Source organism: Delftia sp. HK171 (assembly GCF_001886655.1).
Taxonomy (GTDB): domain Bacteria; phylum Pseudomonadota; class Gammaproteobacteria; order Burkholderiales; family Burkholderiaceae_C; genus Comamonas; species Comamonas acidovorans.
In genome coordinates, this window is record NZ_CP018101.1 from 3,510,185 (window position 1) to 3,532,674 (window position 22,490).

The window sequence follows — 22,490 nt, forward strand, 5'->3', positions numbered from 1 at the left end:
ATGGCTTGGCTGAGCATGGGGCTGGCCAGCATCGCCACGGCAAAGGAAATGGCGCAGATGGCGGACCACAGAAAGACGAGGAAGAGGTGTCGCATCAGAAGGTTCTCGGCAGTTCGGTAGCGAATGCGGCCCGCAATGCGCGCAAGCCCCGCGCGTACAGGCGCCCCAGGGGCGAGCGCGACTCCATGCGCAGCAGCAAAGGCTGGCTGCCGCGCACGGGAAAGGCTTCCAGCATGCTGCGGTGGTAGCGGGCATCCGGGTCCGGGTTGAAGCTTTCTGTCGGAACGACTCGACTCATCTTGTATCTCCGTCACATGATTTGGAGAGGTTTCTGGGTACGTGCTCTCCTATGGGCTCTATTTCAATTGGTTGCGCGGTGTTTCTGTGCGGGCCAAGGCTGAGGTCGCATGTAGGCCGGGCCTGTACGCCGTGTATGTGTTTTGCGGACGCGCTGTGCGCTGCGTCCTCAGGCTTTGCGAAGGGGCCGGGACTGGCCTGCAAACCTCTTGGCGGCGGCTTGCCGTGCCTAGAATTCCTGGTCCCCATTTCATTTATTTGCCAGGAGTTCCATGTCGTCTCTTGTTCCTCCGCTCCAGATCCGGCCTGTCACACAGGCGGATCACCACCAATGGCTTCCTCTCTGGCAGGGCTACAACGCGTTCTATGGGCGCGCTGGCGAGACGGCGCTGCCCGAAGGCATCACACAGGCCACCTGGGAGCGCTTCCTCAATCCGCTGGAGCCGGTGTTTGCGCTCGTGGCGGAGAGCGAGGGTGAGCTGGTCGGCTTGGCGCACTACCTGTTTCATCGCAGCACCACGCGGCTGGAGCCGGTGTGCTATTTGCAGGATCTGTTTGCCGATGCGCGGCGGCGCAAGCAGGGCATTGGCAAGTCGCTCATCCGTGCGGTCTATGCGCAGGCTGCGCAGGCGGGAGCACGCCGCGTGTACTGGCAGACGCAGTCCTCCAACGAGGCGGGCCGCGCGCTGTATGACCAGGTGGCCGAGCACCGGGGCTTCATCGTCTACGGGCACGAAGTGCAGGGCTGAGGCTGACGCTTTGTTGTCGGGTAGGCGGCCTGGATACGAAACCTGTTGAAACAGCGGGCGTGTGCTGCCGCTGCAAGGCCTGCGGGCAGCCCGGCAACCCTAGAATCACGCGTTGTCCTATCGCTGCTAGCGCTGCACCCCATGTCCAATCTCATCGTCCACGGCGGCACGCCTTTGCGCGGCCGCGTCGTTCCCTCCGCCAACAAGAATGCCGTGCTGCCGATTCTGTGCGCCACGCTGCTGACCGATCAGCCGCTGCGGCTGCATGGCGTGCCGGACATCACGGATGTGCGCAAGATCCTCGACATCTTTCGCACGCTGGGCAGCGAGGTGCAGCTGGACGAGGCCACGCGCACGCTGCAGCTGCACCACCGCGACACGCGCTTCGACGCGTCCTCGCACCGCCTGCCAGAGGAAATGCGCTCTTCCATCATGCTGGTGCCGCCGCTGCTGGCGCGCTTTGGCGTGGCACGGCTGGAGGACAACGTCAAGGGCTGCACGCTGGGCGTGCGCGAGATCGATCCGCACGTGGATATCTTTCGCTCCTTTGGCGGAGAGGTGGAACGCGCCAGCGGCTCCCTGCTGATCCACAGTGCCGCGCCGCTCAAGGCCGTGCGCCACTGGCTGGACTATGCATCGGTCACGGCCACGGAGAACTTCGTGCTGTGCGCCGTGGCTGCGCAGGGCGAGTCCATGCTGACCAATGCGGCCTGCGAGCCGCATGTGCAGGAGTTCTGCCGCTTCATGGTGATGATGGGTGCCGATATTGACGGCATCGGCACCTCGCGCCTGACGGTACGCGGCGGTGCGCCGCTGGGTGGCGGCGATTTCACCTTCGAGGAAGACTTCCACGAGATCACCACCTTTCTCGCGCTGGGTGCGATCACGGGCGGCGATGTGGAGGTGCGCAATAGCACGCCGGACAACTTTCCGCTGATCGACCGCACCTTCGCCAAGTTTGGCGTGCAGGTGGAGCACAAGAACGGCTGGTCGCGCGCGCTGCGCTCGGGGCCGCTGAAGGTGCAGACGCCTTTCACCAGCAATGTGCTCACCAAGGTGGAAGCCGCTCCCTGGCCGTACTTTCCGGTGGATCTGCTGCCCATCTTCATTGCGCTGGGTGTGCATGCGCAGGGCAATGCGCTGTTCTGGAACAAGATCTACGACGGCGCGCTGGGCTGGACGGGCGAGCTGTCCAAGTTCGGTGCCCATGTGTTTTCTTCGGACCCGCACCGCGTGGTCACCTTTGGCGGCAATCCGCTGACGCCGGCCGTGGTGGAGAGCCCCTACATCATCCGCGTGGCGATTGCGCTGTTCATGGTCGCCAGCAGCATCGAGGGTCGATCGGAGATCCGCAACGCCACGCCGATTCGCCGTGCGCATCCGCACTTTGTCGAGAACCTGCGCAGCCTGGGCGCGCGGGTGGAGTGGACCAACGAGGAGTGAGGCCAGGCGGCGACGCGCAGGCCGCTATGCCTGCGGCGCCGCATCCGAGAATCTCTTGGCCGCCCTGAGCAGGTAGCTCACGGCATAGAGGATGGGGTCGTCCATCTCGTCGTCGTTCACGCGGTCAATGATTTCCAGCAGGCCTTGAAGGTCGGCCGACATCTGCGGCAGCACGCTGCTGGCCAGCGCCTCGACCGGCTGCTCTGCAGCGGCACGGTCTGCCTTGAGGTGGTAGCTGCGCAGCAGGTCGTGGACACCGACCACCATGGCGCGGTTGGATCTTTCCACATGCATTTCCAGCACGCTCAGCGCCGCGCTGATGTGGCATAGCGCATCGGTCGCCAGGCTCTCCGGATCGGGCGCTCTGGCGAGGGCCTGCGCAAGGCGCGCGGAGGCGGGCATGTCTGTGTCCGGCATGGTTCTGTTCTTGCGCAATAGGTCTGGGGTTCAGTGCTCGTACGCACGAGCATCGCCACGGGCATAGGCATGGGTGCTGGCTTGCCCGGTCCTCGGTCGGGTCGATTCAAATGTTATGCCAACTTGGAATCATGTCAACTAGGCATGAATCTGAATTTGCATCTGGCAGGTACCATCGCCCAATGCAACGAAAACCCTTTCCCAGCGAAACCCAGGAGCGCTTCATCGTCCGTTTCCCGGATGGAATGCGCGATCGCATCTCGGAAGTGGCAAAGGCAGGCCACCGTTCCATGAATGCCGAAATCGTTGCCCGCATACGGCGCAGCTTCGAATTGGATGAAGCCGGCGACACGGCCCAGGCTGGCCCGGACCTGGATGTGGCGGAGTTGAAAAAGGAAATCGCGCGCCTGTGTCGCTTGCTGCAAGAACACAAGGACGCCGCTGCAGGCCTGTTCGAGGCGCACAAGGAGGCCGTGGTGACCGAAGCCCTCAAGCGCCTGCGCTCCGAAGCGGGTGAGGCTGTGTCTTTGCCCAAGGCCACGGGGGATGGCGCGCAGGCCGCCCGTCGCACCAGCAAGAAGACCTGAGGCTGTAGGCCTCAGACCACGCGTATCGTTGCAGCGCGCTGTCGCGCGCCCCGGTTTGCCACGCGTATCGTTGCGTTGGGTGTTAAACAACCTATCCCTTTTTGAAGGCTCTTGCAGCAAAGGACGCAACTATGAACACGGATCAGATCAAGGGCACGCTCAAGGATGCCGCAGGCAAGGTGCAGCAAAAGGCTGGCGAGTTGATCGACAGCCCCGAGCAACAGGCCAAGGGCATTGCCAAGCAGGTCGAAGGCACGACCCAGAAGAAGCTGGGTGATGTGAAGGAAGTCTTGAAGGACGCGAAAAAATAAAGCATTCACCCTGCCTTTGCGAACAAGCCCGCCACACCCTGGCGGGCTTTTTCTTTTCCACGGATTTCGACGAGTGGGCGTGCGAAGAAGGCGCTCCGCACTTCCTGTTTCAGACGGCCTGCGGCACCCTGCGGCCAGGGTCGGTGGCCACATGCACGCGGTCGCGGCCCGCCTGCTTGGCGGCATACAGCAGGCCGTCGGCTCGCGTCAGCGCATCGGTCAAGGCGGTGTTGGCGGCCACGGGTGCGATGCCGAAGCTGATGGTCACCCGCTGGCCGGCCGCCAGCACATAGCCGTCCGCGCTGAGCTGGGCGCGTATGCGCTGGGCCACGCGCTCGGCCTCCTGGGGCGTGGTGCGCATCAGCAGCAGCACGAATTCCTCGCCGCCAAAGCGTGACACCAGATCGTCGTTGCGCACGTGTTGCTGCAGGGTCTGGGCCACGGCCTGCAATACACGGTCTCCGCAGTCATGCCCCCAGCTGTCATTGATGCGCTTGAAGTGGTCTATGTCGCCTATCAGCACGGAGATCGGGGCCATGTGCGGATCGGCCAGGCGCAGCTCGGCTGCCTCCTGGAAGGCGCGGCGGTTGAGCAGGTTGGTCAGCGAGTCGTGGTTGCGCTCCTCGCGCAGCGCGGTGAAGACATCGCGCACCGTGCATGCCAGCAGCATGAGGGTGAACAGCAGCGCAAACGACAGCGTGCTGACCAGGGTCACCAGCCAGTATGTGGAGCGTGCAATCTCGTTGAGATCGGTGCTGCCCAGGGCCAGCACCAGCAGCGGCCGGGCAGCGGTGTAGCCGGCAAACACCACGTAGGACCAGTAGAGCATTCTCTCCAGCCAATCCTGAGGTGGCCGGCGCCGCAGCATGGCGGGCGCCGGCAGCATCTGCAGCAGGCCCAGGCCGGTGTTGAGCCAGTGCACGCGCACCCACAGATCGACCTGGACCCGGCTGTAGTAGTACAGCGCAGCCAGGACGACGGCGCCTATGAGCAGCCCCAGCAAGGGATGGGCCGAGACGCCATAGCGCCCCGCCATGCAGCGCGCGAAGCACCAGGTGCCGAACAGATACATGGCGCCCGTGAACACGGCCCAGTGGTGCAGTTCTTCCCGGGGTGCAAGGCTTTGCCAGGCCAGCGCCAGAGAAACCAGGGCGTATCCGCCCGCAATCCACAGCAGGTAGCGCTGGCGCCGCTGCACCAGCCAGCACACGGCCAGCGTGCAACTGAGCAGCAGAATGCTCAGCGGCGCAATCAATACATAGAGGCGATCGGTATCGAGTGACACATCCACAGCGTGTTATGCACTTGCAGGTGCGGGTGGCGACAGCTTCGCGATTGCGGCATTGAATGGTGCTGCATTCCGAAGCGCCGGTCCATTTTGCATCCGTTGCCACGGCGCTTGCGGCCGCATGGGCGCATGTTCCGCGTTGTGCACGGCTGGCGATATCGGGCCTACCCGTGCGGCGGCCTCAAGTCCCGGGCATTTGTGACGAAAGAGCAGGTCATCTTTTCCGGATTGGTGGCCTATGCCGATATGGCAGGGCGTTGCGCCGGAAAACGGTCGCCGCTGATGTGCGCGGCCTGTTGTTTCACCTTTCCTGTATTCGGTTTTTCCGACGAGAGTGCTACGAATGAAATTTGATCAATGGAGCGTGTCCGCCAAGCTTTGGGGCACGCTGGGCGGCTTGCTGGCGATGATGCTTGCGGTATCGCTTTGGGCACAGTTTGCGGCGGCTCGCGCCATGGACCACGGCATGCAGACGCTGTCCGAGTACGAGAGTCGCATCAGCCTGGCCATTCAATGGAAGGGCGCAACGGAGACCACGGGCGAGCGGGTTCTGGCCAGCAACGCCTCCACCGATGAGGAACTGACCCGCCTGCTCGACGGCCGGGTCAAGGAAGGCTCGGCACTGATCACCAAGCTGCAGGCCGAGATCGTCAAGGGCGCCAGTGACGCCGACAAGGCGGCGCTGGAGCGCATTGCCGCCATCCGCACCGAGGTGCTGGCACTGAACAAGCGGGCGCGCGAGATCAAGTTGACCGGCGATGCAGCGGCATTCCGCGAGTTCGTCCAGCAGCAGTACCTGGGCGCCATTGGCCGCTACGTGGACTCGCTGGAAGTCTTCGTGCAACTGCAGCGCAGCCAGCGCGATGCAGCCCGCGAGCAGGCCCAGGCCGCCCGGCAGCAGGCCAGCGTGCTGGCCTGGATCGTCCAGGGTGTGGTCCTTCTGGCGGGCCTGGCCCTGGCCTTGGCGCTGACGCGGGCCATCACCCGCCCCCTGGAACGCGCCGTGCAACTGACGGACGCCATCGCCCAGGGCGACCTCACGGTGTCGGCGGATGACAGTCGCAAGGACGAGTTCGGCCACCTGCTGCGCTCGGTCTCGGGCATGGCGGCGCGGCTGCGCGGGCTGGTGACGGAGGTGCGTGACAGCGTGCATTCCATCTCCACCGCATCCACCGAGATTGCCGCGGGCAACCACAACCTGTCTTCGCGCACCGAGCAGACGGCGTCCAATCTGGAGGAAACGGCCGCCAGCATGGAGCAACTGACCGCCACCGTGGGCCAGGCGGCCGACACCGCGCGCCAGGCCAATCATCTGGCCGGCAGCGCCGCCCAGGCCGCCGAGCGCGGCGGCGCCGTGGTGGGTCATGTGGTGGCCAGCATGGATCGCATCGGCGACAGCGCACGCCGCATCTCCGACATCATCGGTGTCATCGACTCCATTGCCTTCCAGACCAACATCCTGGCGCTGAACGCTGCCGTGGAAGCGGCCCGCGCAGGCGAGCAGGGCCGCGGCTTTGCCGTGGTGGCCGGTGAAGTGCGGGCCCTGGCCCATCGCAGCGCCGAGGCCGCCAAGGAGATCAAGGTGCTGATCAGCACCTCGGTCGATGCCGCGCAGGAAGGCTCGGCCCAGGTGGCCCAGGCGGGCCAGGTGATGGATGACATCGTGGGCAGCGTGCGCAAGGTCTCGGACATGATCGGCGAGATCACGGCATCTTCCACGGAGCAGCGCGACGGCATTGGCCAGGTCAACCAGGCAGTCAGCCAGCTGGACCAGATGACGCAGCAAAACGCGGCTCTCGTGGAGGAGTCCGCAGCGGCGGCCGCCGCCCTCAGTGACCAGGCGCAGCGCCTGTCGGGCATGGTGGCCGTGTTCAAGGTGGGCCATGCTGTGCCAGCCTTGCGCTGACCAGCACCAAGGCGCAATAACACACGCAGAAAAAAGGACCGCCCGAGGGCGGTCCTTGAAGAGAAAAGCCGGTGCCCTTGCGGGCCTGCCAGGGTAAGTCAGTGAGAGGGGAGGGAGGAGATAGTCTCCCTGGCCCGGCTAGAAAATGGTTCGTGGTGGCTGCGGATCGCTCCAGTGGCCGCCTGGACTTCGCCGCTGCGTGGTTGCATCCACATGGCTTGCGCTTGCTGTAAAGGCATGGCCAACATGATTTTGGAGAGCAGGGCTGTAGGACAGTTCCCTGTGTGATACCTGCTGTTTCCCTTGTTGTGATTGCTTGGGTACCGAAACATGCCGGCACCCATCGGTTCACGCATCTGCACTACATTGAAGAATTTGTAACTTCTGAGCAATAGGGTTAACCCGTTGCTTCTGGCAGCAAAAAGCCCGCACTTGGCGGGCTCTGTCGCAGCTTGGCGGCTGCCAGGGGGCGGGCTGCGCCGGACCTCATATGGCGAAGGGAGTGCGGTCCTTGCCTTCGATCCAGCGGGGCTGCTTGCCGCGGCCGGTCCAGGTCGCGCCCGTGGCCGGGTCGCGGTACTTGGGGACGCCGACCACGCGGAAACCGCCACCAGCCTTGGCTTTGGACGAAGGGAAGACGTCGGCCTCGGTCAATCCGTATTGGTCGATGATGGTGCGCACCTGGGCAATGGCTCCGGACTTCTCGGTCTTGAGCACTTCGGCGATCTGGGCTTCGAGATGGGCTTTCTGCTGCAGCAGTGTCTTGTAGTCGGTAGTCATGTATATCAATGAATGTTGATCTGCCAATATAAAGGAATCTTAGGAGACTTTTGGCAAAGTGAGCCTACACTGCCGCGCAACACCCGGACGACGACAGGCGTATTGCCTGGAACCTGTCTGAGAACGGATTCCCATCTTGCCCGAGTCTAGGCGAGTCGGACGCTGATTTTTGTAGCGTATGGAAACCGGGCCATCGCGTCTGCCACAGCGGCGCAGGTGCTGGGGAACAGGGCTGTGTAGCAGGCGCCGGCCACTTTGATGATGCATCGCTTCATGTTTCTCTTCCCTTGAATGACAGATCTGCCTTCTTATCGGCATTTTTGTATCAAGGTGAAACACTTTCTTGCCCGACTCCCTGCCGGCCCCCGATGGGAAGCCACTCTCGATCAATGGCAGTCCATGCAAGGGAAGAAAAGGCCGCGTGGTGCACCCCAAAAATATGAGGGAGGGAAAAACACAGGGTGCGCGGCGCAAACGGCAGGGTCCTGGAATCAAGGCTCTGGCGTTTGCGACAGAAAAATCCCGCAGCCAGGGCGGCAAGTGTCTGTGTTACAAATTGACACTATAGCACGCATCCTTCAAGCTTGTGACTGGTTCTTGCAAAAGGCTGACGACTGCAGTTTGGGCGGCGCTGCCAGCAATGCAGTGCCTGCACGAAGAGGCTAGCCAGCGGGCTTCTTCGCAAGCAAGAAGCAGGCAATTACAAGGGCAAGTACGCACTCTTCGAGCTCTGGCGGCCGATGCGTCTCGGATAGGCTCGGTGGGCATTCACAGCCCTCGTTTTGCCTTCACTACGCATCATGTTTCAAACACTTCGTGCCCGCCTGATCCTCATCTGCGTAGCAATCACCGTGGCCGCACTGTTCGCGCTGTCCATGGCCACCTTCTGGACGGCGCGCAGCAGCACGCTGTCCGATATCGACGAAAACATCGGCCAGCTCACGCGGGCCCATGCATCCACACTGACCGACTGGGTTCAGGACAAGCAGCGCATCACCGGCTCATTGAAGAAGGCGGTGGACCAGCCGGACCCCATCCCCTTCCTGCTGGCCGGCCAGCAGGCTGGCGGCTTCGATGATGCCTATTTCGTCCATGCCGACAAGCGCGCCGTGTTCACCCATCCCATGCCGGAGAACTACGACGGAACCCAGCGCGACTGGTTCAAGCAGGCCGTGCGCGAAGGCCGGCCGGGCGTGACGCCGGCCTATGTCGATGCCAGCACCGGCGAGCTGACCATCAGCTTTGTCGATCCGGTCGGCAGCTCGGGCGCCATCACGGCCGTTGTCGGCACTGATGTGCGGTTGGCCGCCATGTCCAGGAAAGTGGCCGCCATCCGTCCCCAGGAAAAAAGCTTTGCCTTTCTGATTGATGGCGAAGGCCGCCTGCTGGCCTACGCCAAGCCCGAGCTGGCGCTTAAGCCCGCTTCCGCGATTGCCCCTGAACTCGATGCCGCGCTGATCAAGCGCCTGGCCGAGCAGGGCGGCCGCGCCGATCTGGTGCTCGATGGCGAGCCGCAGATGCTCTACGCCGCCAAGGTCGAGGGCACGCCCTGGACGCTGGCCGTGGTGATCGACCGCGCACAGGCCACGGATTCGGTGCGGGCGCTGCTGCAGGTGGCCGCCCTCATCACCGTGCTGTCCGTGCTGGGCGCGGCGGTGCTGCTGACCGTGGCGCTGCGCCGCATGCTCAACCGCCTGGCCGTGGCACGCGATGCGCTGCAGGACATCGCCTCTGGCGAAGGCGATCTGACCCGCCGCCTCACCTCTGCCGGCCGCGATGAGCTGGCGCAGATCGGCCAGTCCTTCAACCAGTTCGTGGACAAGATCGCCACGGTGCTGCTGCGCATTCGCGAGTCGTCGGAATCGGTGCGCATGGCTTCGGCAGAGATTGCGGGTGGCAACCAGGACCTGTCGTCACGCACCGAGCAGCAGGCCAGCTCGCTGGAGCAGACGGCAGCCGCCATGGAGCAGATCACGGCAACCGTGCAGCAGAACGCGGCCAATGCGCGCCAGGCCAGCGAGCTGGCCACCAGCGCCTCGCAGATCGCCACCCAGGGCGGAGAGGCCGTCGGCCAGGTGGTGCAGACCATGGGCGGCATCGAGGCCTCCGCACGCAAGATCGAAAGCATCATCGGCGTGATCGACTCCATTGCCTTCCAGACCAACATCCTCGCGCTGAACGCGGCGGTGGAAGCGGCGCGCGCCGGCGAGCAGGGTCGGGGCTTTGCCGTGGTCGCCAGCGAGGTGCGCACGCTGGCGCAACGCAGCGCCACGGCGGCCAGGGAGATCAAGGCGCTGATCGATGATTCCGTGGGCCAGATCGACACGGGCAGCCGCCTGGTGCGCAATGCGGGCACCACCATCGACCAGGCCGTGGACGGCGTGCGCAAGCTCAGCACGCTGGTGGCCGAGATCAGCAACGCCAGCCAGGAGCAAAGCCGTGGCATTGCCGAGGTGGGCAGCGCCATCGGCCAGATGGACCAGGTCACGCAGCAGAACGCTGCCCTGGTGGAAGAGGTCACGGCCGCAGCGCAGTCGCTGCAGCAGCAGGCGGTGCAGCTGGCGCAGGCCGTGGCGGGCTTCAAGCTTGAAGATGCAAGCGCGGCAAGCGGGATGCGCCGCCTGCGCTGAGCGCAGGCAAAGCCAAGGCGGGCCGGGCGATCAGGCCGCCTTGGCGCCACCCGGATGCTCGCAGGAAAAGGCTGTTGTGTCGGCCTCGCCCGGCCGCTCGCCGGCCACGAAGTAGCGGTCGCGGCCGCTGGCCTTGGCCTGGTACAGCGCGGTATCGGCCATGCGCAGCAAGGCACTCAAACCCAGCGGTGGGTAGGCCATGTTCGTGCAGCCTATGCCAATGCTCAGCGTGGGGCAGATGGCTGCGCCATCGTTCATGTTGATGCGAATTTCGCGCGTGGCCTCGCACAGCCGCTGGGCCACGGCTCTGGCCGTGACGCAGTCGGCACCGGGCAGCAGCACCGCAAACTCCTCGCCGCCCAGGCGGCCTATGAGTTCATGCGGGCGCAGCGCCTGCGACAGGCGGGCCGAGACTTCCTGCAGCACCCGGTCGCCGGCGGCATGGCCATGGCGGTCGTTGATGTGCTTGAAGTGGTCCAGGTCGAGCATCAGCATGGCGCCTGACTGGCGCTCGCGCTGCAGGCGCTCCAGCGTGCGCTGTGCGCGCTCCAGAAAGCTGGTGCGTGCCAGCAGTCCCGTCAGCGCATCGTGGTTCACTGCATGGCGCAGCTTGCTGAGCATGTCCTTGAAAGCCATGAGCGTGCAGGCTACGGCCAGCGGGCCGATCGACAGCATGGCCAGACCCAGGCGGAAGGAGAACGTCGTCTCCAGCTCGGTGCCGGGCGAGCTGAACAACACATGGGAAAACGTGGCCAGCTTGATGGCGCAGCTGACCAGGTTGAGCAGGGCGACCACGAACAGCCGATAGCGCATGGCGCACAGCAGCATGGCCGGCATGGTGAGCGACAGCGCGCCTGGTCCGCCCAGGTAGATGGCAATGGATTCGGAAATCGCCAGGGCAAGCAGCGGCAGCAAGGCCTGCGCCGTTTGTTTGAATGGCTGGCTGCGCCAGGACAGCGGCTCCAGCTTTGCCGGAAGGCTCAGCAGCACAGGCAGCAACAGGGTCATGTGCATCAACTCGCTGCTGAACCACATGGCCATCATGGGCTGCCAGGGCCAATGCATGAGATGGTGCATGCCCGCCGAGCCCAGCACGGCTCCGACCACGCTCACCAGCAGGCTGCACATCACCAGATGCAGCACCGAGGAAGGGGAGCGCATCTGCTGCACCCGCTGCGGCAGGCGCCGCATCATCACCCAGCCGCAGGCCACGGCGGCCAGGTCGGCAAAGGTCAGCCACAGGGTCTGGTCCAGCGGACTGCCGGAAAGCCATTCGGCCAGCGCCATGGCAACGGCGGCAGCCGTCCAGCCGTGTCTATGGCTGTAGGCCGGGCTGCGAAGCATCCAGCCCAGGAGCAGGGCGTTGGACAGCCACAGAGACGACAGATGCTCCGGAGAGCGCAGGCCCAGCGCCACGGCCGAGCACAGGAACAGCACCCCGCCCAGCACAAAGCTGTCCCGCCAGGGCGTTGCAGCTTGTGGAAGGCTCCACGGATCTCCGGATGCGGCGCGATGTGACATATGTCTCCCCTGTGGAGACCGAATGGAGGCACCGGACTCTGCGCGCGTTCGTCGGGCATGGCGGCCATGCCCTTGTCATGGTGGTGAACGAGCGGCCCGGCGGGCAGCGGGAACAGGAAATCCTCCTCGGGGCAGATCAGACAAGAGGTGCGGGGTAACTTGAGTACACAAAATTTACGCCTGCGGGGTCAATCTAGCGGAAATGCATGTATTTGCAAGTACTGATCCATCTTGCATACAGCACGCGATGAAAGCGGTTCGCAGGCGCCGGGATGCCCGATCAGCGCTGCCTCAAGTGGCAGCGGTGCGCCTGGAGCAGCTTTTGTGAAGGAAATATGGGGTGCATGCTAATGATTCATGCGATTCCGTAGTCAGGTCCCTGCGTGGTCCCTGCGTCCTATTGCATCAAGAATTTGTAATTAGTTACTTTTGTTTCTGATGAATATCCCAAGAGCTGGTGGTGCCAGCTGGGGCGGCTGCCGTCCGGCGAGGGTTGGAGAGGCGTTCCAGCCGCCGCGGTACCAGGAAAAGTGCAACTCCTGTCGATAGAACGACGATGCGCAACGCATAAAATCGCCGGATTGGGGGAGATCTCTGCCGAAATGTGGAACCACATCCGGGCAGCCTCCATGGGTGCTTGCCGTTGAAATCCAGGGAACCGCATGGAATACCGTCTTGATGAAACCGATCGCCAGCTGCTGCGTCTGCTGCAGACCAATGCACGGGCTTCCACCGCACATCTGGCTCGGCAGATGAATCTGGCGCGCACCACGGTGGTGGCGCGCATTGCCAGGCTGGAGCAAGAGGGCGTGATCGCCGGCTACGGCGTGCGCCTGGGCGCACGCGTGGAGCAGTCTGCCGTGCGGGCGTATTGCGGCATCCGCGTGCAGCCCAAGACGGCCACGTTGGTCATGCAGGCGCTCAACCGCTTCACCGAGGTCGAGGAGGTCTCTGCCGTCAGCGGCCAGTACGACTACATGGTGTTCGTGCGCTGCGAGAGCAATGAAAAGCTCGATGCGCTGCTGGACCGCATCGGCCTGATCGACGGCATTCAGCAGACCTATACGTCGGTGGTGCTCAGCCGCAAGATCGACCGGCGCACCACGGCGGCCCTGAGCCAGCCGGGCGAATCCGCTGCCTGAGGGGCGCGCTGCAGCCATTGCAACCACTGTCGGGTCTCTGACATCTGCTAGTGAAACTGCCGGGTAGGCAGTCCCTTGCGGCCCTCCTATGCTGTTGTGGGCCCCCGTACAAACAGGGGCCTTTCTTTGTGTACGCATAACACTAGGAGACAAAGCATGTACCCAGCGGTTCGCAGTGGATGGAAGCCCCTGTCATTGATTTGCCTGGCCGCCTTGGCGGCCTGCGGCGGTTCGGGCGACGGCTCCAGCAGCAAGTACAGCGCGGAGATCCGCCGCACGGAAATGGGCATTCCGCACATCAAGGCCAAGGACTGGACGGGCCTGGGCTATGGCGCCGGCTATGCCCAGGCGCAGGACAACCTGTGCACCATGGCCGACTCCTTCCTGACGTACCGCGGGGAGCGCTCGCGCTACCTGGGCGGCGATGCCCAGGCCGTCTACGACAGCACCATCGACCGGCCGCGCAATCTCGACTCGGACTTCTTCTTCCGCCATGTCGTCTCCGATGACGCCGTGGCCGCCATGATCCAGGCCCAGCCGGACAAGCTCAAGCAACTGGTCGATGGCTTCGTGGCCGGCTACAACCGCGTGGTGCGCGAGACCCCGGCCGGGGCCAAGACCAATGCGGCCTGCGCGGGCCAGCCTTGGGTGCAGGCCATTACCGCGCAGGACATCTGGCGGCGCATGTACACGGCCAATCTGGCCGGCGGCTACAGCAACTTCGTGGCCCAGATCGCCAATGCCGTGCCGCCTGCAGCGGCTACGGCAGCAACGGCCTCGGCCAAGCCGGCGAAGGCCCGGCCGGCCGCGACACAGCTGGCCGCGCTCAAGCCGGGGCAGGTGGTGGCGCCATCATTGCAGGTGGGCGGCACCACGGGCATCGGCAGCAACATGTACGGCTTTGGCCAGCAGGCCACGGGCGGCGGCAGCAGCGTGCTGTTCGGCAATCCGCACTGGTACTGGAAGGGGCCGGACCGCTTCTATCAATCGCAGCTCACGATTCCCGGCGAGATCGACGTCAGTGGCGCCAGCTTTCTGGGCATCCCGATGGTGCTGATCGGCTTCAACAACGACGTGGCCTGGAGCCATACCGTGTCCACGGCACGGCGCTTCGGCCTGTTCATGTACCAGCTGGCGCCCAATGATCCGACCCGCTATGTGCGCGACGGCAAGACCGAAGCCATGCAGGCCAGCAAGATCACCGTGAGCGTGCGCAATGCCTCCGGCGGGCAGGACCAGGTCACGCGCACGCTGTACAAGACCGTGCACGGCCCGGTGGTCAACCTGGGCGCCATGGACCCGGCGCTGGGCTGGACCACGCAGAGCGTGTTCGCCATCCGCGACATCAACGCCTACAACTACCGCACCTTCCGCAACTGGCTGCGCTGGAACCAGGCCAGGTCGCTGGACGAGTTCATCCGCATCCAGAAGGAGGAGTCGGCCATTCCCTGGGTCAACACCGTGGCCGCAGGGCGCGGCAATGCCCAGGTCTGGTATGCCGACATAGGCGCCGTGCCCAACGTGCCGCCCGCGCAATTGCAGGCCTGTGCCACGCCCGCCTCGGCCGCCATCAACGCGGCGCTGCCCCAGGTGCCGGTGCTGGCCGGTGGCAGCAGCCAGTGCGACTGGAGTTCGGATGCGGATTCGGTGCAGGCGGGCGCCATCGGCCCCGCACGCATGCCCAATTTGCTGCGCAGCGACTACGTGGGCAACATGAACGACAGCTACTGGCTGTCCAATGCCTCGGCGCCGCTGACCGGCTATCCGGCCATCTTCGGCTCCACCTCTTCAGCCCAGAGCCTGCGCACGCGCCTGGGCCACACCATGGCGCTGCAGCGGCTGGCGGGCACGGACGGCTACCCGGGCAAGCTGGCCACCAGCGACATCGTACGCCAGATGGTGCTGGACAGCCGTGTCTACAGCGCGCGCTTCAAGGACGAGGCATTGGCCCAGGTCTGTCCAGGCCCCGTGTCCTCGGCGGGTGAAACGGTGGACGTCTCGGCTGCCTGCACGGCGCTGCAGGCCTGGGACGGCACGGGCACGGCGGCATCCAGGGGCTCCCATGTCTGGGATGAGTTCTGGAAGCGCGTGGCCAGCCAGATCAAATCGGCCGACCTGTATGCCGTGCCCTTCGATGCGGCTGACCCCGTCAACACGCCGCGAGGCATCAAGCCCACGGCCAAGGCGGCGCTGCAAAAGGCGTTCGCCGAAGCAGTGAAGGCCGTGCAGGCCAGCGGCTTTGCCATGGATGCGGCGCGCGGCACCGTGCTGTTCTCGCAGCGCGGCGGCGAGAAGATCGCGCTGTATGGCGGCTGCGGCGAGGTGGGCTACTTCACCATCACCTGCTCGGAAAACAAGATAGAGCAGGGCGGCTACAGCATGGATGGCCAGCCGCACGGCAACAGCTACATGCAGGTGGTGAGCTTCCCGTCGGCCGGTGTGGAGGCCCATACCTTCCTGACCTTCTCGCTGTCGGACGACCCGGCCTCGGCCCACTACGTGGACTACACCAAGGCCTACGGCGCGCGCCAATGGCTCAAGCTGCCGTTCACCGACAGCGCCATTCAGGCCAGCCCGGCCTACAAGACGCAGACCGTGAGCGAGTGAAGCAACCTGTAACCCGGTGACGGGCCGCCGGTTCGCTGGCGGCTCGCCGGGAGTGCAAAAAGCAACGGGGGCCGAGGCCCCCGTCGCTTTTGGAATGCGCTGGCCGTCAGTCCACGATGACGCGCGGCTCGCCCGCCTCCATGCGGCCGACGATGGCGGCACTGCCAAAGCCCTGCTCGGCAAACAGTGCAAGCACCTGATCGGCAACATCCGGCGCGCAGGACACGAGCAGGCCGCCCGAGGTCTGCGGATCGGTCAGCAGCGCGCGCTGCGCATCGGTGATGCCGGCGCCCAGCGCAACCTGCGCGCCATAAGAGGCCCAGTTGCGGCCCGAGGCGCCCGTGATGACGCCCTGCTCGGCAAAGCCCTGCACCGTGGGCAGCACGGGCAGGCTGCGGCTGTCGATGCGTGCCGTCAGGCCCGCGCCGCGTGCCAGTTCCAGGCCATGGCCCAGCAGGCCGAAGCCCGTCACATCGGTCAGCGCGTGCACGCCGTCCATCTTGCCCAGCGCCGTGCCGGGGCGGTTGAGCAGGGTGGTTGCTTCCACCATGGCGCGGTAGCCGGCCTCGTCCAGCAGGTTCTTCTTGAGTGCGGCCGACAGAATGCCCACGCCCAGCGGCTTGCCCAGGATCAGCACGTCGCCGGCCCGGGCGTCGGCATTGCGCTTCATCTGGCGGGGGTTGACGATGCCTATGCCGACCAGGCCATAGATGGGCTCGACCGAGTCGATGGAGTGGCCCCCGGCCAGCGGAATGCCGGCATCGCGGCAGACCGATTCGCCGCCTTCCAGGATCTTGGCAATGGTGTCGTGCGGCAGCACATTGATGGGCATGCCCACGATGGCCAGGGCCATCAGGGGCTGGCCGCCCATGGCGTAGATGTCGGACAGCGCATTCGTCGCGGCGATGCGGCCGAAGTCATACGGGTCGTCCACGATGGGCATGAAGAAGTCCGTGGTCGCCACGATGGCCTGCTCGTCGTTGATGCGGTAGACGGCGGCGTCGTCGGCGGTCTCCGTGCCCACCAGCAGGTCCGGGAAGAACTGCTTGGGCAGCGCGCTCTTGCCGATCAGCTCCGCCAGCAGGCCCGGCGCGATCTTGCAGCCGCAGCCGCCGCCATGGGACAGCGAGGTGAGTCGGGGGGCTTGGGAGGTGTCTGTGGTCATGGAGCAATCCGGCGATCGGCGGCGATCGCAGTAGTGGGAAAGAGTGCCTGCCGCCAGCGCGGCGGCGCGCCATATTATGGGCGGGCACGGCGGGCGGCCATGGTACAAGCGGGCATGTCCAAGTCTTTCACTCATGACCGCGCATCCGTGGAATGCGATCCCGAGACGGTGGTGGGCGTGGAGCAGCGCGGCTTCAACGCCTGGCCAGCCCAGCGCACCGTGCTCTGCGGCGACTGGCTGCTGCGCGCTGCGCAGGGCCATACCAAGCGCGCCAACTCGGCCAATGCCCAGCAGCCCGGCGCCCGCCTTGGCGCCTTGCTGCCGCAGATCGAGGCCTTCTACGAGCGCCAGGGCCTGCCTGCCATCTTTCGTCTCTCGCCCCTGGCAAGTCCCGAGGCGGATGCGCAGCTGGCGCAGGCAGGCTATCTGATGGCCGACCCTTCCCTGGTGATGCGTGCCGCATTGACGGACATGGCGCCGCCAGCGAACGACCACGGCTGGACCCTTGCCATTCAAGCCCAGCCTGGCACGGCCTGGCTGCAGGGCTTTGCCGAGGCCGGCGCCGTGCCGGAGCAGCACAGGCAGGCGCACCACCATATGCTGCAGTCCATTGCCTGGCCCGCCGCATTTGCTTCGCTGCAAGTGGGCGGTGGAGTGGGCGGCGAGGTGGTCGGGTTTGGCCTGGCCGTCGTGGAGCGCGGCTGCGTGGGCCTGTATGACATCGTCATCACGCCTGCGCTGCGCGGCCAGGGACTGGGCCGGGCGTTGGTGCATGGCCTGATGCACTGGGGGCAGACGCAGGGAGCGCAATGGGCCGAACTGCAGGTGCGTGCGCCCAACATGGTGGCGCGCGGGCTGTATGAAAGCCTGGGCTTTCAGGCGCTCTACGGCTATCACTACCGGCTTCCTGCCTCTGCGCTTTGATGTGTTGCCGCATTGGCCCATCACGGGCGACCCGGCGTGACAGTCCCGTCGGCCCGATGGGGTCGATATGTGAAAAAATGCTTCAGTGCGCCAGCGTGGCGCAATGCATGGATATTCCGTTCAAGGAGCCTTGGTTGGCAGCTCGCACACATCGCATACATCAAACACACCGCAGGTGGGGCATGGATTGCAGGATCAAAGGCCTGTCTGCCCGGGCCTGGCTGGTCGTGGGCTTGCTGGCCTTGCAGGCCGGGCTGGTGGGGCAGGCACATGCGGAGCCGGCGGCCGATGAGCATGAGCTGGGGGTGACCCGCACCGTCGTAGGCATCCTGGGCTACACGCGCTGGCCCACGGAAAGCCCCGTGCTGCGGCTGTGCGTGGTGGGCTCCACCGAATATGCCGACGACCTGCTCAATGGCGCACCGCAGACCGTGGGCAGCCAGCGGCTGGAGGTGCGGCGTGTGGTGCCCGTCGATGCGCGCGCCCTGGTCGAATGCGAGGGCATTTATGCCGGCCAGCTCGATGAGGCGGCCTGGCGCAAGCTCATGGAGCAGCTGGCCGGGCGGCCGCTGCTGACCATCAGCGAGCGGGGCGAGCTGTGCCGCATCGGCGCCATGTTCTGCCTGCGCCGCCGTGGCGAGGGCGCGGGCTTCGAGGTCAGCCTCGACTCCGTGGCCCGCAGCGGCCTGCGTGTCAATCCCAAGGTGCTGCAACTGGCGCGCCACAGGACCTTGCCATGAAGTTGTCCCTGTCCGGCAATGCCTCCCTGCGCAACGTGATCCGCCGCGCGCACCTGCGCATGGCGGCGGTGGCCATCGCGCTGGCGGGGGCGCTGCTGCTCATCGTCGGCGTGGCCACCCTGCGCCTGTACCTGTCCAACAACCTGCATCTGGTGGCCCGTTCGCTGGCCTATACGGTCGAGGCATCGCTGGTCTTCGGTGACCGTGACGAGGCCGCCCGCGTGCTGGACCAGCTGCTGCGCGGAGAAGGCGTGGCCCATGCCGAGGTCTTCGATGCCGAGGGCCGCCCGTTCGTGCGGTGGTCGGGCCATGGTGGCTCGGCGCTGTCCAGCATCGGGGAGCTGCTGGCCGTGGGCATTGGCCTGCCGCGCGCCGAGGCCGATGTGCGCCAGGACGGCAGGCTGGTAGGCAGTGTGCAGCTGGCCAGCGATGGCGTGGGCTTGGTCCGCTTCCTGGGCGCAGGTTTCATCGTGCTGGTGCTGTGCGTGGGTATCAGCGGCTATGTGGGCCTGCGCCAGTCGCGCCGCATGCTGCGCGACATTGCCGAGCCGCTGCAGCAGCTGGCGCGCGTGGCCCGGGCCGTGCGCCATGACCGATCCATGGACCAGCGCGTGCCGCTGGCGCGCATTGCCGAGCTGCGCGAGTTGGGCGACAACTTCAACGCCCTGCTGGCCGAGCTGCAGACGCGCCATGAGCGGCTGCAGCAGCAAAATTCGGCCCTGGAGCGACAGGCTTCGCGCGACAGCCTCACTGGGCTGGCCAACCGGCTGCATTTCGAGCAGCGACTGCAGCAGGCGCTGGACAGTGCGGCGGAGAGCGGGCAGAAGCTGGCCGTGCTGTTTCTGGACAACGACCGCTTCAAGCAGGTCAACGATGCCTACGGCCATGCCGTGGGCGATGTGCTGCTCAAGGCGGTGGGTGCCCGGCTGCGCTCGCAGGTGCGCGAGACCGATCTGGTCGCCCGCCTGGGTGGCGACGAATTCGCCATCCTGCTCTATCCCATCGGCGGCGGTGGCGATGCGCAGATGGTGCAGGACAAGATAGAGGCCGCCATGCGCGAGCCCCTGGTCGTTGGCGACGGCGTGGTGCTGCAGCCTTCGGTCAGCGCGGGCGTCGCCCTTTTTCCCAAGCATGGCCAGAGCATGGAGACGCTGATGCGCCATGCAGACCAGGCCATGTACCAGGCCAAGGCCATGCGCCAGGCCGAACGAATCACAGGAGGATGACATGTTGAAACGACGGAGCTGGATCCGGATGTGCGGCGCAGGTGCGGCCGCAGTGCTGGCCCTTGCACTGGTCGGTTGCCAGACGGTGCCGCAGGCGCCGGCCAAGGCGCCGGGGCTGACCGAAGAACAGCAGCAGTTGCTGCGCAGCCAGGGTTTTGCGCAGGCAGACCAGGGCTGGGAGCTGCAGATGTCGGGCAAGCTGCTGTTCGGCTTTGATTCGGCCGAAGTCGGCGCCCAGGCGCGCACCAAGGTGCTGGAGCTGGGCCGTGCCCTCAAGGGCGTGGGCATCGAGCGGCTGCGCGTGGAAGGCCATACGGACGATCGCGGCAGCGATGCCTACAACATGCGCCTGTCGCTGCGCCGCGCAGAGGCCGTGGCCGATGTGCTGGCCGAAGCTGGCCTGGCGCGCCAGGATATCGAGGTCAAGGGTCTGGGCCGCGCCATGCCCGTGGTGCCCAGCGATGCGGCGGAGAACCGCCGCGTGGCCATCGTCGTGCCCTTGCAATAGCCGTAACCTGGCTGGAATCAGAGTCGGGGGATTGGCGGAAAGCAGCAGGAGTCGAACCTACCCAGGAGCGGCTGACGCCCCTGACCGGGTTTGAAGCCCGGGCGCACCACCGGGTGCGTATGCTTTCCTTCTGGCTTGAAGCTCCCCCTGAGCGGCTTACGCCGCTTCCCCCTCTCTACCCGCTTCGCGGGGGAGGGGGACGACACCCTTGCGGCGGGGCGGCCCTTGCTCGGTGTCTCTCGCCTTGGGCCGCGCCGGTTGCTGGCGCCGTGGCGAAGCAAAGCTCGCCATTGTAGCGGCCCCTTGCCTCAAATTCTTGCTGTGGCGCCAGTGGTCCACTGCACATCGGGGCGCAGCAGGTGGGCGTCGCGCAGGCGGCGGGTGTAGCCGATGCGGTCGAAGAATTCGAGGATCTGGATGGCGCGTTTGCGGCCCAGGCCGGTGGCGTCGCGGAAGGCGTGGGCCTGGATTTCGGCGTTGGGGGTGGAGGAGGCCAGTTCGCGGACCAGGGCCGCGAGTTCGTCCATGCGGGCTGCCGTGTAGAACAGGTCCTTGGTGACTTGGAACAATTGGCCCTGGCGTGCGAGCTTGCGCAGCAGCTGGCGCACGGTTTCCTCGCCGGTGGCGCTGTCGCGGGCCAGGTCGCGCACCCAGGGCGGGTCGTAGCGGCCGGCCTCGATGGCGGGCAGCAGTTTCTGGGCGATCTGCTTTTCACTGTCCGACAACTGCACGCTGTGGCCGGGCAGGTGCAGCCAGGCGCCGCTGGCGGCCAGGCTGCCGTCCTGCAGCAGGGCTTGCAGCAGGCCCTTCCACAGCGCGTCATGCCCTGCATGCACCAGGCCCGACAGTGCCATGCGGCGCAGGCGTGCGGCGTTCACGCCGGGCTCGTCGGGGCTTTTGTCGTGGAAGCGCGCCATGCTGTCCAGCACCTGGTTGCGCAGCTGCTGCAAGCGTGCCTCGCCCAGCAGCAGCGTATCGCCCTCGGCCAAGGGGAGGCGGTGCAGGCGGGCATCCGTGGCCACCGATGCGCGGCCCGTCAGGCGCATGAGCTGCGACGTGGCAATGCCGTGCGCCGCGCCTTGCACCAGCGCGCTGGCGTCCCCGGTGGCAATCAGCGATTCCAGCGCCTGCAGATAGGCCGTGCGCTCGGGGCTGCGGCGCTTGCGTGCGGGTGCAAAGGGATCAATGACGCTGCCGCCGGCAATGGTGCGGCTGGCCTGGGCATTGCGCACGATGAGCCGGTCGCCCGGTTGGGCATGTACTGGCATGTCCAGCACCAGTTGGACGATGGCCTGTTCGCCCGGGCCCAGCGGCTGGTCCTGCAGCAGGGCCACGTGGGCCGTGCAGCGCGCCGTACCGATGTGCACATGCACAGGCGTCCATTGGGCCAGTGATGGCGCATCGGCCAGCAGTTGCAGGCGCACGTCGATCCGGTCGCTGGCCTGCAGCAGCCGTGCGTCGGCGATCCAGTCGCCGCGCGTGATGGCTTCCTTGGCAATGCCCGACAGGTTGAGCGCGCAGCGCTGGCCGGCCAGGCCCTGTTCGCTGGCCTGGTTCTGGGCATGCAGGCTGCGCACGCGCACCTCGGTGCCCGAGGCAGAGTGCACCAGCGTGTCGCCCACCTTCACCTGTCCGCCGAACACGGTGCCCGTGACCACGGTGCCCTGGCCCGGCAGCGTGAAGCTGCGGTCCACGGCCAGGCGGAACAGCCCGTCGCTGGCCCGCGCGGGAATGGACTGGGCGCGCGCCATGAGGTGCTCGCGCAGCTGCGCCACGCCTGCGTCGTCAGGCAGGGCTGCCGCAGTAGGGAAGACCGGCGCGCCGGCCAGCGGCGTGGGGGCCAGCAGGGCCTCGATCTCGGCGCGCACCTGCTGCAGCCGCTCGGGCGTGGCGCGGTCGGCCTTGGTCAGGGCCACGGTGGCTTCGCGCACGCCCAGTAGCTGCAGGATGTCCAGGTGCTCGCGCGTCTGCGGCATGACGCCGTCGTCGGCGGCCACCACCAGCAAAGCGTGGTCTATGCCCACGGCGCCTGCGGCCATGGTGTGCACGAACTTTTCGTGGCCGGGCACGTCGATGATGCCCAGCACCTCGCCATTGGGCAGCGGCGTGTAGGCATAGCCCAGCTCGATGGAGATGCCGCGCGCCTTCTCTTCCTTGAGGCGGTCGGGGTCCACGCCCGTGAGCGCGCGCACCAGGGTGGTCTTGCCGTGGTCGATGTGGCCGGCGGTGCCGATGATCATGCGTTCGTC

General features: G+C 65.9%; 20 protein-coding genes and 1 tRNA gene. 13 read left to right on the forward strand and 8 right to left on the reverse strand.

Annotated features, from left to right (window positions below):
* Positions 1-94: 94 nt before the first annotated feature.
* On the reverse strand, positions 95-298 hold the full coding sequence (locus BO996_RS15865; RefSeq protein WP_071955554.1) for a hypothetical protein: 204 nt from the start codon (positions 296-298) through the stop codon (positions 95-97).
* A gap of 271 nt (positions 299-569) precedes the next feature.
* On the opposite strand from BO996_RS15865, the gene BO996_RS15870 reads away from it, so the two are divergent.
* Together BO996_RS15870 and BO996_RS15875 are read left to right on the forward strand one after the other, a co-directional pair.
* Entirely contained in the window at positions 570-1,046 is a 477-nt protein-coding gene (locus BO996_RS15870; protein ID WP_012205305.1) for a GNAT family N-acetyltransferase, read from the forward strand.
* Between the two features lie 141 nt (positions 1,047-1,187).
* Positions 1,188-2,489, forward strand: coding sequence for a UDP-N-acetylglucosamine 1-carboxyvinyltransferase (locus BO996_RS15875; RefSeq protein WP_013802678.1), 1,302 nt, complete (start codon positions 1,188-1,190; stop codon positions 2,487-2,489).
* A 24-nt stretch (positions 2,490-2,513) separates the two neighbouring features.
* Here BO996_RS15875 and BO996_RS15880 read toward each other — a convergent pair whose 3' ends face one another.
* Positions 2,514-2,906 (reverse strand): hypothetical protein, encoded by a 393-nt coding sequence (locus tag BO996_RS15880; RefSeq protein WP_034392958.1) that lies wholly within the window; start codon positions 2,904-2,906, stop codon positions 2,514-2,516.
* 182 nt (positions 2,907-3,088) lie between these two features.
* Here BO996_RS15880 and BO996_RS15885 point away from each other — a divergent pair, with 182 nt between their 5' ends.
* Together BO996_RS15885 and BO996_RS15890 are read left to right on the forward strand one after the other, a co-directional pair.
* Positions 3,089-3,493 (forward strand): Arc family DNA-binding protein, encoded by a 405-nt coding sequence (locus BO996_RS15885; RefSeq protein ID WP_071955556.1) that lies wholly within the window; start codon positions 3,089-3,091, stop codon positions 3,491-3,493.
* A 131-nt stretch (positions 3,494-3,624) separates the two neighbouring features.
* A complete protein-coding gene (locus BO996_RS15890; RefSeq protein WP_071955558.1) occupies positions 3,625-3,804 on the forward strand; it encodes a CsbD family protein in 180 nt (59 codons plus the stop codon).
* Between the two features lie 109 nt (positions 3,805-3,913).
* On the opposite strand, the gene BO996_RS15895 is transcribed toward BO996_RS15890, so the two are convergent.
* Entirely contained in the window at positions 3,914-5,089 is a 1,176-nt protein-coding gene (locus BO996_RS15895; RefSeq protein WP_232240334.1) for a GGDEF domain-containing protein, read from the reverse strand.
* A 132-nt stretch (positions 5,090-5,221) separates the two neighbouring features.
* Here BO996_RS15895 and BO996_RS29140 point away from each other — a divergent pair, with 132 nt between their 5' ends.
* A complete protein-coding gene (locus BO996_RS29140; RefSeq protein WP_156897970.1) occupies positions 5,222-5,446 on the forward strand; it encodes a hypothetical protein in 225 nt (74 codons plus the stop codon).
* On the forward strand, positions 5,436-6,998 hold the full coding sequence (locus BO996_RS15900) for a methyl-accepting chemotaxis protein (RefSeq protein WP_063326305.1): 1,563 nt from the start codon (positions 5,436-5,438) through the stop codon (positions 6,996-6,998). The genes BO996_RS29140 and BO996_RS15900 overlap by 11 nt, the downstream gene beginning before the upstream one ends.
* 486 nt (positions 6,999-7,484) lie before the next feature.
* Here the strand turns inward: BO996_RS15900 and BO996_RS15905 are convergent, their stop codons facing one another.
* Positions 7,485-7,778 (reverse strand): H-NS histone family protein, encoded by a 294-nt coding sequence (locus BO996_RS15905; protein WP_012205312.1) that lies wholly within the window; start codon positions 7,776-7,778, stop codon positions 7,485-7,487.
* Positions 7,779-8,578: 800 nt separating this feature from the next.
* Here BO996_RS15905 and BO996_RS15910 point away from each other — a divergent pair.
* The gene (locus BO996_RS15910) at positions 8,579-10,408 is read left to right on the forward strand and encodes a methyl-accepting chemotaxis protein (protein WP_071955561.1); all 1,830 of its coding nucleotides are present in this window, start codon (positions 8,579-8,581) and stop codon (positions 10,406-10,408) included.
* A gap of 30 nt (positions 10,409-10,438) precedes the next feature.
* On the opposite strand, the gene BO996_RS15915 is transcribed toward BO996_RS15910, so the two are convergent.
* Positions 10,439-11,929 carry a GGDEF domain-containing protein gene (locus tag BO996_RS15915; RefSeq protein ID WP_071955563.1) on the reverse strand — a complete coding sequence of 497 codons (1,491 nt, stop codon included), beginning with the start codon at positions 11,927-11,929 and terminating at the stop codon, positions 10,439-10,441.
* Positions 11,930-12,591: 662 nt separating this feature from the next.
* On the opposite strand from BO996_RS15915, the gene BO996_RS15920 reads away from it, so the two are divergent.
* Together BO996_RS15920 and BO996_RS15925 are read left to right on the forward strand one after the other, a co-directional pair.
* Positions 12,592-13,071, forward strand: a complete 480-nt coding sequence (locus BO996_RS15920; RefSeq protein WP_012205315.1) for an Lrp/AsnC family transcriptional regulator — start codon at positions 12,592-12,594, stop codon at positions 13,069-13,071.
* Between the two features lie 156 nt (positions 13,072-13,227).
* Positions 13,228-15,678 carry a penicillin acylase family protein gene (locus tag BO996_RS15925; RefSeq protein WP_071955566.1) on the forward strand — a complete coding sequence of 817 codons (2,451 nt, stop codon included), beginning with the start codon at positions 13,228-13,230 and terminating at the stop codon, positions 15,676-15,678.
* Positions 15,679-15,784: 106 nt separating this feature from the next.
* Here the strand turns inward: BO996_RS15925 and selD are convergent, their stop codons facing one another.
* Complete coding sequence (gene selD, locus BO996_RS15930) at positions 15,785-16,843, reverse strand: selenide, water dikinase SelD (protein WP_043781849.1); 1,059 nt, start codon at positions 16,841-16,843, stop codon at positions 15,785-15,787.
* Positions 16,844-16,942: 99 nt separating this feature from the next.
* Here selD and BO996_RS15935 point away from each other — a divergent pair, with 99 nt between their 5' ends.
* The 4 genes from BO996_RS15935 to BO996_RS15950 all read left to right on the forward strand — a co-directional run bounded on the left by BO996_RS15935 (position 16,943) and on the right by BO996_RS15950 (position 20,241).
* Entirely contained in the window at positions 16,943-17,767 is an 825-nt protein-coding gene (locus BO996_RS15935) for a GNAT family N-acetyltransferase (RefSeq protein ID WP_071955568.1), read from the forward strand.
* Between the two features lie 182 nt (positions 17,768-17,949).
* Complete coding sequence (locus BO996_RS15940; protein WP_013802668.1) at positions 17,950-18,507, forward strand: YfiR family protein; 558 nt, start codon at positions 17,950-17,952, stop codon at positions 18,505-18,507.
* A complete protein-coding gene (locus BO996_RS15945) occupies positions 18,504-19,733 on the forward strand; it encodes a sensor domain-containing diguanylate cyclase (RefSeq protein WP_071955570.1) in 1,230 nt (409 codons plus the stop codon). Before BO996_RS15940 ends, BO996_RS15945 begins: the two co-directional genes overlap by 4 nt.
* Before the next feature lies 1 nt (position 19,734).
* Positions 19,735-20,241 carry an OmpA family protein gene (locus BO996_RS15950; protein ID WP_013802666.1) on the forward strand — a complete coding sequence of 169 codons (507 nt, stop codon included), beginning with the start codon at positions 19,735-19,737 and terminating at the stop codon, positions 20,239-20,241.
* A gap of 32 nt (positions 20,242-20,273) precedes the next feature.
* On the opposite strand, the gene BO996_RS15955 is transcribed toward BO996_RS15950, so the two are convergent.
* Positions 20,274-20,369 (reverse strand) — tRNA-Sec (locus BO996_RS15955).
* Between the two features lie 180 nt (positions 20,370-20,549).
* Positions 20,550-22,481 carry a selenocysteine-specific translation elongation factor gene (gene selB / locus BO996_RS15960; protein ID WP_071955580.1) on the reverse strand — a complete coding sequence of 644 codons (1,932 nt, stop codon included), beginning with the start codon at positions 22,479-22,481 and terminating at the stop codon, positions 20,550-20,552.
* Positions 22,482-22,490: the final 9 nt, after the last annotated feature.